The organism is Streptomyces sp. LBL, from assembly GCF_029893585.1.
Classification (GTDB): domain Bacteria; phylum Actinomycetota; class Actinomycetes; order Streptomycetales; family Streptomycetaceae; genus Streptomyces.
Genome location: NZ_JARXYX010000010.1, coordinates 250,004 through 259,720, shown reverse-complemented (window position 1 = coordinate 259,720; position 9,717 = coordinate 250,004). Strand labels below are relative to the sequence as shown.

The window sequence follows — 9,717 nt, the reverse complement described above, 5'->3', positions numbered from 1 at the left end:
GCGGCCCCCCCCCCCCCCCCCGCCCCCCCGCCCGCCCCCCCCCCCCCCCCCCCCCCCGCCCCGCGCGCCCCCCGCCCCCCCCCCCCCCCCCCCCCCCCCCCCGGGACTCTCCCGTCCGCCCCTCCCGTCCGCCCGGAAACGCGGGTGAGTCGATCTGCACGGGCCCAGTAGGATTTCGACCATGGCGGCCACTGGAACCGAGAAGCAGGGGGCGAAGGCGTACTACGTCTCGACCCCCATTTACTACGTCAACGACGCTCCTCACCTGGGCCACGCCTACACGACCGTCGCTGGGGACGTGCTCACGCGCTGGCACCGTCAGCGCGGCGAGAAGGTGTGGTACCTCACCGGCACGGACGAGCACGGTCAGAAGATCATGCGCACTGCCGAAGCCAACGGAGTGACCCCGCAGGAGTGGGCCGACAAGCTCGTCGACGAGTCCTGGCGTCCCCTCTGGGAGCACCTGGAGATCGCGAACGACGACTTCATCCGCACCACGCAGCAGCGGCACACCGACCGCGTCCAGGAGTTCGTGCAGGACCTGTACGACAAGGATGAGATCTACAAGGGCGGCTACGAGGGCCCGTACTGCGTCGGCTGCGAGGAGTACAAACTTCCCGGTGAACTCCTCGACGGCGAGGGCGAGTTCGCGGGCCAGAAGCTCTGCCCGATCCACAAGAAGCCGGTGGAGATCCTCAGCGAGGAGAACTACTTCTTCAAGCTGAGCGAGTACGGCGACAAGCTCCTCGCCCACTACGAGGCCCACCCCGGCTTCATCCAGCCCGAGTCGGCGCGCAACGAGGTCGTGAACTTCGTCCGCCAGGGGCTGCAGGACCTCTCGATCTCCCGTTCGACCTTCGACTGGGGCGTCCCGGTCCCCTGGGACCCCAAGCACGTGATCTACGTGTGGGTCGACGCGCTGCTGAACTACGCCACGGCGGTCGGCTACAACGAGAACCAGGAGAAGTTCGAGGCCACCTTCCCGGCCGACGTCCACCTGGTCGGCAAGGACATCCTCCGCTTCCACGCGGTGATCTGGCCGGCCATGCTGATGGCGCAGGGTCTCCCGCTGCCCGGGAAGATCGCCGCGAACGGCTGGCTGATGGTCGGCGGCGAGAAGATGAGCAAGTCCAACCTCACCGGCATCAAGCCCCAGGACCTCACCTCGCACTTCGGTGTCGACGCGTACCGCTGGTACTTCCTGCGCGCCATCGCCTTCGGCCAGGACGGCTCGTTCTCCTGGGAGGACTTCTCCGCCCGCTACACCAGCGAACTGGCCAACGACTACGGCAACCTGGCCTCCCGGGTCGCCGCGATGGTCGGCAAGTACTTCGGCGGCGCCCTGCCCGAGGCCACGGCGGCCGGCGAGGCGGAGAGGGCGGTCCACGAGGGCCTGGCCAAGGCCGTCGCGGAGGCCGACCGCCGCATCGGCGACGACCTCGACCTCCAGGGCGGCATCCTGGCCGTCTTCGACTTCGTCAAGCAGGTCAACGGCTACCTCACCGAGCAGGAGCCGTGGAAGGTCGCCAAGGACACGTCTGACGAGGGCAAGGCCCGTCTGGCCACGATCCTCTACACAGCCGCGGAGTCCCTCCGAGGGATCGGGGTCCTGCTGAACCCGATCATGCCGGACACCTCCCAGCAGCTCTGGGACTCCCTGGGCGCGGACGCGTCCCTGGGCGCCCTCGCGGACCAGAGGGTCCAGGAGGCCGGCGAGTGGGGCAAGCTCCCGGCCGGTACCACGGTCACGAAGGGCGCGGTGCTGTTCCCACGCCTGGAGGAGAAGCCGGACGCATAAGCAAGCCCAGTACCTCCTCAACAGGGGTCCGGTGACGTCGTACCACGTCACCGGACCCCTGCTTTGCACAGATCCACGTGAAGTTGACGTCAGCTCCCCGACGCGTACGCCACGAAGCCCGCCCACGCTTCCGGGGCGAAGCCCAGACGGGGTCCCTGGGTGTCCTTGGAGTCGCGGACGTGGATGGCGCCGGGGGCAGTGGCCACCTCGACGCAGTCGTTCGGGTTGCTGCTGTCGCTGTAGCTGCTCTTGAACCACACCAGCTCGGAGCCGTCTCCGACAGAGGCCTCGCGAATCATGTCTCTCCCAGCAGTTGTTCGATGAAGGCCAGTGACTCCCCTGCGGTCAGAGCCTCGGCCCGGATGATGCCATAGCGCAGCTCAAGGATCCTCAGCTGCCTCGGGTCGGAGACCGGTCGGCCGCCGAACTCGTCGTCCATGCGGCCAATCGCTGTGCCATCCAAGAACTTCAGCATGATCTAGCGCGGAGCCCCGGGCGTTCACGCCCGGGAGGAAGCGCTTCTTGACGCTGCTCTGACCGGCGCGGGTGTACGGGTCTGCGCCGTTGGCCTGAGCCGGCTCAGGCGGGTGGTTTCTGGTTCTGGATGTACTCCTTGATGACGGGGAGCGGGGCGCCGCCGCACGAGGCGGCGAAGTAGGAGGGCGACCAGAAGTGCTCGCCCGACAGGTATTTGCGGATGTGGCTGGGGAACTCCGGGCGCAGGCGCCGGGCGGAGATGCCCTTGAGGGAGCCTGTGAGTCGGGAGATGGCGACCTTGGGCGGGTAGTGCACGAGCAGGTGGACGTGATCGCGTTCGCCGTTGAACTCCCGTAGTTCCGCGCCGAAGTCGGTGCACACGTCGCGCATGACCTCTTCGCAGCGCCGAAGGATCTCGTCGGTGAATGATCCGCGCCGGTACTTGGGGGTGAAGACCAAGTGTGCGTGGAGGGTGTGAACGACGCTACGGCCCCTGCGGATATCGGGGTTTGGCTCCCAGCGTGGTGACGTGGAGTAATGTTACGATCACGCCCGTGAAGACTGTGACGCAGGTCAAACTCATGCCGGATGCCGTGCAGGCATCCGTGCTCGAGCGCACCCTGCGCACGGTCAATGACGCCGCGAACCGGGTGTCGGAGGTGGCGTTCGAACGCGGCGTGCCGCGTGAGTACGAGCTGCGCAAGCACACCTACGCCGAACTCAAAGCCCGTGGGCTGGGAGCTCAGGCCGCGCAACACGTCATCAAGAAGGTGCGCGACTCGTACACCACGCTCAAGGCCAACATCCGGGCCGGGAATCTCGGCAAGGAAGGCTCCAGGCGTCGCCGCAAGGCCGAGTCCAAGCCGGTCACGTTCCGGCCCCAGGCCGCGCAGCCGTATGACGACCGGTGTTTGAGCTGGCAGTACGACCAGCGGACCGTGTCCATCTGGACCGTGGACGGCCGGGTCAAGAACGTCTCATTCGCGTGCTCCCCGGACGCGCTCAAGATGCTCCAGGCGCACCGGCAGGGCGAATCCGACCTGATCGAGCGCGACGGCGTGTTCTACCTCGTCGCCACCTGCGAGGTGCCCGAGGCCGAGCAGTACGAGCCGGACGGCTTCATCGGCGTGGACCTCGGGATCGAGAACATCGCCACCGCCTCCAGCGGCTACCTCGCCGCCGGGCGCGGTCTCAACCGCTACCGCAAACGACAGCTTGCCCTGCGGGCCAAGCTTCAGAAGAAGCGCACCAAGAGCGCCAAGCGTCGACTCAAGGCCCGTGCCCGAAAGGAAGCGCGGCACGCCGCGAACACCAACCACATCATCTCCAAGACGATCGTGACCGAGGCTGAACGCACCGGGCGCGGCCTGTCCCTCGAAGAACTCAAGGGCATCCGCAACCGGGTACGGCTCCGTAAGCCCCAACGGGTTGCACTCCACTGCTGGGCCTTCGCCCAGCTCGGAGACTTCATCGTCTACAAGGCCAAGCGGGCCGGGGTGCCCCTGGTCTTCGTTGATCCCGCGTACACGTCGCAGACGTGCGCCGAGTGCGGCCACGTCGACAAGCGAAACCGTGTCGACCAGGGGCTTTTCATCTGCCGGGGGTGCGGGGTCGTTGCCCACGCCGACCGGAACGCTTCCCACAACATCGCCACCCGTGGCGAGAGCGTGTGGAACGCGGGGCGTGAGTCACGCGTCCCTGCCACCCCATAGGGGTGTCTGGACGGAGGAGTCCACCCCAGCAGCCAGCTGGGCACTACCTCCAAGCCCGGTCCTTCACGGCCGGGTCAAGTTGACCACCTGGATCCGCCCTCCTGTTCCGGGATGGTCCCACCGCTCCGATGGCATCACCTGAACTTCGACGTTCCGCAACTGAGCTGCCTCCAGGAGGTGTTCGAGCTGCCTGCGCATCACCATCTTGCCTCCGACCGGGCGAGTCAGCGTCACCTCTTCCTGAACAAAACTGAGCTCAGGGGCTGAGGGACGTTCGTAGATCTCCCTTCGCGCCATGCGCGCTGCCGCTGCTCGCTCCAGCTCGTCTTCCGAGAGCGACGGCCGCCGCGTCTTCAACAGCGCCAGAGCAAACTCCTCGGTCTGCAGCAGGCCGTGCAGGTTGTGGTTGGCGTACGAGAGGACCTCGACCGCCTTGGCCTCCAACTTCGCAAGGTCACGAACCTTCTTCGGATACCGAACCCGAGCCACGTCCTCCTTCATCGCCGAGATGAGCCCACCCGCCCCCAGCACCTCGTCCGCCCTGTCCAGGAACTCAAGCTGCGGGATCCGCTTACCTCCCTCGATTTTGTAGACCATGGCCTCCCCGTACCCCACCGCCACCCCGAACTCGGCGGCCCGCATCCCCCTGGCCTCGCGCCGCAGCTTCAACTAACGCCCAACGGTCGCGACGACCGCGACGCCCCAGTCGTCGTCCGGGTCCACCTCCCACCCCGGCTCGTCCGCCTCGCTCTTGAGCTCACCCGTGTCGCCGTTGACCTGCTGCATCCGGTGCCCCTCTGTCGTCATACGCGCTGCAACGCGCCGTACCCGTACAACTCGTGCTGACAGCACTGACAGCCACGACAGCACTGGACAAACTCCGGACAGTCACGGTACGGACCCGCTGAGTCACGCATCACGGTAAGCACACGCCGCCACGCTGAGTCGTGTGAACCAGAAAAAGTCCACCCAACTCCAATCCCCCACCCGTCACTTCGACGTCCTGCTGTCTCCCACCCCCCGCGGCGCCCGCCTCGCCCGCCTCCTTGCCACGGAATGGCTGCGCACCTGGGACCTGTCGACCGGCCTCACCGACATCGCGGCACACCTCGTCGCCGAACTCGCTTCGAACGCCGCCACGCACGGCCGGCTCTCCGGCCGGAGTTTCCGCGTCGCCCTCCACGCCACCGCCGACGTACTCCGCATTGAGGTGACGGACACGCGCGGTAACGCCCTCCCGTGCCCTCAACCCCCGTCCACCGAGGCCGTGTCAGGGCGCGGGCTCCTCCTCGTCGAGGCCCTCGCCGACCGCTGGGGCGTCGACCCCGGCCCGGTCCCGTGCAAGACCGTTTGGGCCGAAGTCGACCTCACGCCGTGATCGGTCCGTGAGCGGCTCCGCCACTGCCACCACCCGGAGGTGGCACGCACTGCGCGTGCACGCGCCGTCACAACAAGTGAAAATCAGCCGGTAGAATTGAGCTGTGACGCACCCGACGGGTGCGTCCTCCCTTCACTCCGGGCCCCACCTCGTCGGGGCCCGGCCCGACGAGAGCGGCCCCGGGACCTTGGTGACGGCCGCCTCACGTTGAAGGGAGGACGCCCTCGTATGGGCTGTCACGAGGAGCAGAAGCCGACTCTCACGATCCGGCTGATCCGGCGCCTGCCGGAGCGGACCGCGAGGCATGTGAGGAGGTGGCTGCTCTGGTGGCTCAGCAGGTAGTCAGATGCCCCCCTCCAAGGTGGGGGCATCTGACGCGCTCTTGCTGAGCTCGGGCCTCCGCCTGGATATCCGGTCCGGTGCGGAGGCCCACCTTGCGTCCCAGTACAGCACACCGGATACCGCTCCCGCCGCAGCTCAGCTGCCGCCCCACAGTCACAACTGGAGCGGGCCGCGAAGCATGCGAGGAGGTGGCTGCTCTGGTGGCTCAGCAGGTAGCCGGATGTCCCCATACAGGCTGGGGGCATCCGGCAAGCTCCTACTGAGCCAGGCCCGCCAGGTGGAGGCCGCCGCCCTCGCGGACCAGAAGGTCCAGGAGGCCGGCGAGTGGGGCCGGCTCCCGGCGGGCACCACGGTCACCAAGGGCGCGGTCCTCTTCCCGCGCCTGGAGGAGAAGCCGGACGCGTGAGCAGACCCAGGCCCTCATCAGCAGGGGCTCGGTGACGTCGTACGAAGTCACCGAGCCCCTGCTTTGCTCAGACCCACGTGAAGTTGATGTCAGTTCCCCGCCGCGTACGTCACGAAGTCCGTCCACACTTCACTTCTTCGTTTCTGGAAGAACCATCCACCGGCATCAAGCTGGTGGATCCGGGGTCAGCGCACCAGGCAAGGGGGGCTCTCACAGTACCTGTATCACCAGGGTCTCCCGGACGTCCAAAACGCCTGTCAACCTGGTTGAGTCGAAAGCGCCGACAACACTCCATGGACACGCACTGCAGCTTTATCCCCATCAGTTCAATTCAACTTCCCCGAATGCGCGACCATGTCGGCGAATTCTTCCACGACAGAACGGACGAAAACCAATGACGGACAACCAATTCACCACTCACACAGAACTTTTCGATCTGAGTGGGAAGTGCGCACTTGTCACTGGCGGCACCAGGGGCATTGGGATGATGATAGCGCGCGGCCTTCTCCAGGCGGGCGCCCGCGTCGTCATCAGCTCACGCAACGCAGACACGTGCACGGAGGCACAGCGTCTACTGTCCGAATTCGGCGACGTGCGAGCAATCCCCGCCGACCTGTCCAGGCACGACGAGTGTCAGCGCCTCGCTGATCTTGTCCAGGCCGACTCGGAACGCCTGGACATTCTTGTCAACAACGCGGGAGCGATGTGGCGCGAGCCGCTGGAGACGTTCCCGGACGAGGCCTGGGACACAGTGCTCGACCTCAACCTCAAGTCGCCGTTCTGGCTGGTGCAGGCACTGCTCCCGGCACTTCGTAAGGCGGGCACCGCCGATGATCCCGCACGCATCATCAACATCGGCAGCATCGCCGCCATCCACGTCGCCCCGTCGCCCAACTACTCGTACGCCAGCAGCAAAGCGGCACTCCATCAACTCACCAGGGTACTTGCCAGGGAGCTGGGCCCAGAGCACATCACGGTGAACGCGGTAGCACCGGGAGTGTTCCCGTCGCAGATGATGGCGACCACTCTCGCTGCCATCGGCGACACGATCGCGGCGGCGGCCCCTCTGCGCCGGCTCGGCCGCGACGACGATATGGCGGGTGCTGCCGTGTTTCTCGCCAGCCGGGCTGGGTCCTACCTCACGGGCGCCATCATCCCGGTGGACGGCGGCACCGCAACGACCGCAACGAATATGCATTAGACTGCGGGACGGCTTACGGTGAGGAGATAACCGCGATGGATCTACGCACCGAGATCCGGGAGTTTCTCAGCTCACGTCGCGCCCGCATCGCACCCGAGCAGGCGGGCCTGCCCGCTTATGGCGGCAACCGCCGGGTCAAAGGTCTGCGCCGCGAGGAGGTAGCGCTCCTGGCGGGGGTATCCGTCGACTACTACGTGCGCATGGAGCGCGGCAGCCTCGCCGGTGCCTCCGACGGCGTGCTCGACGCGTTGGCCTCTGCCTTGCAACTCGACGAAGCCGAGCGCGACCACCTGTTCCACCTCGCGCGCCAATCCAGGGCGCCCCGCAGCCCACGCCGGCGCAGGCCTGCCGTGACGGTGCGCTCGACACTGCAGCAGGTGCTCGACGCGATCTCCGATGCGCCGGCCTGGATCGGTAACGGCCGTTATGACGTGCTCGCCATGAATCAACTCGCTCGCGCGCTGTATTCACCGGTGCTGGCCGACCCGCGACGGCCCGCGAACACAGCGCGGTTCGTCTATCTGAACCCCGAGGCGGCAAGAGATTTCTTTGTCGACTACGACCAGGTTGTCGGTGCCGTGGCCGCGAAGCTACGCATGGAAGCCGGCCGCAATCCGCACGACGAGGAACTGATCGCCCTAGTCGGCGAACTGTCAACGTGCAGTGAGCTATTCCGGCAGCGGTGGGCATCTCAGGACGTGCGGCTGCACCGGTCCGGCCGCAAACGTATGCACCATCCGATCGTGGGCCAGCTCGACTTGGACGTCGAGTCCCTGGAACTGCCCGCCGAACCCGGCCTGCACCTCAACATCTACACCGCACCCGCGGGCACACCGACCGCTGACAATCTGGCGCTCCTGGCGTCGTGGGCGGCCACCCAACAGAAGCTGGCGACCGAGCTCGAAGCACACAACGGATAGCCCAACCCCTTCAGCCGTACGGATCCGGGCTCAGCAGGTAGCCGGATGTCCCCATACAAGGTGGGGGCATCCGGCAAGCTCCTACTGAGCCAGGCCCGCCAGGTGGAGGCCGATCAGGGCATCCGGCCCGACCTGCTGAGCAGCGCCGAGCGTACCGAACTCGCACAACTCCGCGGACAAAAAGGTTGAGTTGCGGCGGGGAACGAAATCTTCAGCACCACATCAGCAGGGCATCAGCAGGGCATCAGCAGGCATCCATCACGGCACGCATGGCGCCGCACGAGGCGAAACACCAGCCCCCACCGCTCAACGAATCCGCGTCAGCACGTCTGGCGGAGGTAGCCACTCGTACCCTTCGGCAAGACCTCCATGTCGCGGCGGACGATGCTCAGCTTGCTACCCCAGTCGGAGCATGCCTGCGACAGCCCCTTCGCCGTGTACTCGACCACGAGCACGTTGTTGTCGAACGCCTCGGCGAAGTCACCGCACTCCTTCCACTCGCCGCACTCCTCCACCAGGGCGAAGTCCAGGCCCACGGACGCACGGTCGGGCGCGAGTTCCAGGGTGTTCTTCTGAGCGATGGCCAGGCCCTTCTCGTGGGCGTGCGCCGACAGCAGCTTCATGAACGCCTTGGCCTGGTCGCCATCCAGATATTCCGGGAAGCGAGTGAAAGTGTCGTAATTGTCCGGCTCGACCGCATTGAATCCCTTGGCCGCACATTCGTCGATCCAGGTGTTCAGCTCGGCAGCGATGCGCTTCCGCTTGGCGTCCGTGCGGATGTCCAGGATCGCCTCGCCCCAGTCCTCGTCGTAGACGACTTCCCCGCCACTGTCGCGCAGCAGCAGGTCGGAGTCCCAATCACCCTCCGCGTTCTCCTGTGCTTGTAAGGCATTGATGTAGCAGACGTTGTACATGCCCGGCGCGGGCACGTCCTCGTGGCTGCGGCTGACCACCTTCACTCCGGTCGGGGGTGTGTACCCGCCGCCGATCTGGTAGTCCCACCCCACGTGCTTCGGGGGCGGCGTCACCGTTGCGGCGGCCGCTGACGGGGTGAACGCAGGTGCGCTCACCATGGTTGCGGCGACCGCAAGGGTGGCGAGGCTGCGACGGGACAGCACTCGATTCACACTGTTCATTGAGACCAAGCTCCACATACTCGGGAGGCGACACCCCTGCCTCGGACGCTGAACGCGATCCTGGCGATGTGGCCAGGACCACGACGGCGAGGCCGGGCTCACAGTCACGAGAGCCAATCACCGGACAGGTGTGGCTCTGGCACCGGCATTTGACTCCGGCGTGATCGCGAGTAAACCCATTCAACGCTGGTCATGTCAACGTGCTGGGCCAACCAGTCACGGCCCTCCGAGGAGATGGGCGCCAGATCCCTCATCTGCCGTGCCAGAGAGCGCAGTTCAGGCTGCTGAGCGGCCGTCGCTCCGCCACAGCGTGCGCTGGAACCACCTGCCCGCGCTGGAGCGTTCGC

Annotated in this window: 10 protein-coding genes and 2 pseudogenes; 7 read left to right on the top strand and 5 right to left on the bottom strand. The window is 66.5% G+C overall.

What is annotated here, in order from left to right:
* Positions 1–181: 181 nt before the first annotated feature.
* Positions 182–1,798 carry a methionine--tRNA ligase gene (gene metG / locus M2271_RS15180; RefSeq protein ID WP_280887702.1) on the top strand — a complete coding sequence of 539 codons (1,617 nt, stop codon included), beginning with the start codon at positions 182–184 and terminating at the stop codon, positions 1,796–1,798.
* An 89-nt stretch (positions 1,799–1,887) separates the two neighbouring features.
* On the opposite strand, the gene M2271_RS15175 is transcribed toward metG, so the two are convergent.
* The 3 genes and pseudogenes from M2271_RS15175 to tnpA form a co-directional block, all read right to left on the bottom strand.
* The gene (locus M2271_RS15175; RefSeq protein WP_280887701.1) at positions 1,888–2,097 is read right to left on the bottom strand and encodes a DUF397 domain-containing protein; all 210 of its coding nucleotides are present in this window, start codon (positions 2,095–2,097) and stop codon (positions 1,888–1,890) included.
* Positions 2,094–2,273: pseudogene (locus tag M2271_RS15170) on the bottom strand (transcriptional regulator); the annotation flags it as partial. The pseudogene M2271_RS15170 and the gene M2271_RS15175, both read right to left, overlap by 4 nt.
* A 104-nt stretch (positions 2,274–2,377) precedes the next feature.
* The gene (tnpA, locus tag M2271_RS15165) at positions 2,378–2,776 is read right to left on the bottom strand and encodes an IS200/IS605 family transposase (RefSeq protein ID WP_280887722.1); all 399 of its coding nucleotides are present in this window, start codon (positions 2,774–2,776) and stop codon (positions 2,378–2,380) included.
* Between the two features lie 80 nt (positions 2,777–2,856).
* On the opposite strand from tnpA, the gene M2271_RS15160 reads away from it, so the two are divergent.
* Complete coding sequence (locus M2271_RS15160) at positions 2,857–3,987, top strand: transposase (RefSeq protein ID WP_280887721.1); 1,131 nt, start codon at positions 2,857–2,859, stop codon at positions 3,985–3,987.
* Positions 3,988–4,068: 81 nt separating this feature from the next.
* Here the strand turns inward: M2271_RS15160 and M2271_RS15155 are convergent.
* Positions 4,069–4,773 (bottom strand): annotated as a pseudogene (locus tag M2271_RS15155) (helix-turn-helix transcriptional regulator); the annotation flags it as partial.
* Between the two features lie 163 nt (positions 4,774–4,936).
* Here M2271_RS15155 and M2271_RS15150 point away from each other — a divergent pair.
* From M2271_RS15150 to M2271_RS15130, 5 genes are all read left to right on the top strand, one after another.
* A complete protein-coding gene (locus tag M2271_RS15150) occupies positions 4,937–5,365 on the top strand; it encodes an ATP-binding protein (protein ID WP_280887700.1) in 429 nt (142 codons plus the stop codon).
* A 562-nt stretch (positions 5,366–5,927) separates the two neighbouring features.
* Positions 5,928–6,113, top strand: coding sequence for a hypothetical protein (locus M2271_RS15145; RefSeq protein WP_280887724.1), 186 nt, complete (start codon positions 5,928–5,930; stop codon positions 6,111–6,113).
* 394 nt (positions 6,114–6,507) lie between these two features.
* Positions 6,508–7,314 (top strand): SDR family oxidoreductase, encoded by an 807-nt coding sequence (locus M2271_RS15140; protein WP_280887699.1) that lies wholly within the window; start codon positions 6,508–6,510, stop codon positions 7,312–7,314.
* Positions 7,315–7,349: 35 nt separating this feature from the next.
* Positions 7,350–8,234, top strand: a complete 885-nt coding sequence (locus M2271_RS15135; RefSeq protein ID WP_280887698.1) for a helix-turn-helix transcriptional regulator — start codon at positions 7,350–7,352, stop codon at positions 8,232–8,234.
* Positions 8,235–8,279: 45 nt separating this feature from the next.
* Positions 8,280–8,423 carry a hypothetical protein gene (locus tag M2271_RS15130; RefSeq protein WP_280887697.1) on the top strand — a complete coding sequence of 48 codons (144 nt, stop codon included), beginning with the start codon at positions 8,280–8,282 and terminating at the stop codon, positions 8,421–8,423.
* 131 nt (positions 8,424–8,554) lie between these two features.
* Here the strand turns inward: M2271_RS15130 and M2271_RS15125 are convergent, their stop codons facing one another.
* Complete coding sequence (locus M2271_RS15125; protein WP_280887720.1) at positions 8,555–9,307, bottom strand: endo alpha-1,4 polygalactosaminidase; 753 nt, start codon at positions 9,305–9,307, stop codon at positions 8,555–8,557.
* Positions 9,308–9,717 lie beyond the last annotated feature (410 nt).

What these genes read in the sequence shown, in the direction of transcription:
- M2271_RS15135 (WP_280887698.1), top strand. Translation starts at nt 7,350, where the DNA reads ATGGATCTACGCACCGAGATCCGGGAGTTTCTCAGCTCACGTCGCGCC.
- M2271_RS15125 (WP_280887720.1), bottom strand. Translation starts at nt 9,307, where the DNA reads ATGGTGAGCGCACCTGCGTTCACCCCGTCAGCGGCCGCCGCAACGGTG.
- M2271_RS15130 (WP_280887697.1), top strand. Translation starts at nt 8,280, where the DNA reads ATGTCCCCATACAAGGTGGGGGCATCCGGCAAGCTCCTACTGAGCCAG.
- M2271_RS15145 (WP_280887724.1), top strand. Translation starts at nt 5,928, where the DNA reads ATGTCCCCATACAGGCTGGGGGCATCCGGCAAGCTCCTACTGAGCCAG.
- metG (WP_280887702.1), top strand. Translation starts at nt 182, where the DNA reads ATGGCGGCCACTGGAACCGAGAAGCAGGGGGCGAAGGCGTACTACGTC.
- M2271_RS15175 (WP_280887701.1), bottom strand. Translation starts at nt 2,097, where the DNA reads ATGATTCGCGAGGCCTCTGTCGGAGACGGCTCCGAGCTGGTGTGGTTC.
- M2271_RS15160 (WP_280887721.1), top strand. Translation starts at nt 2,857, where the DNA reads ATGCCGGATGCCGTGCAGGCATCCGTGCTCGAGCGCACCCTGCGCACG.
- M2271_RS15140 (WP_280887699.1), top strand. Translation starts at nt 6,508, where the DNA reads ATGACGGACAACCAATTCACCACTCACACAGAACTTTTCGATCTGAGT.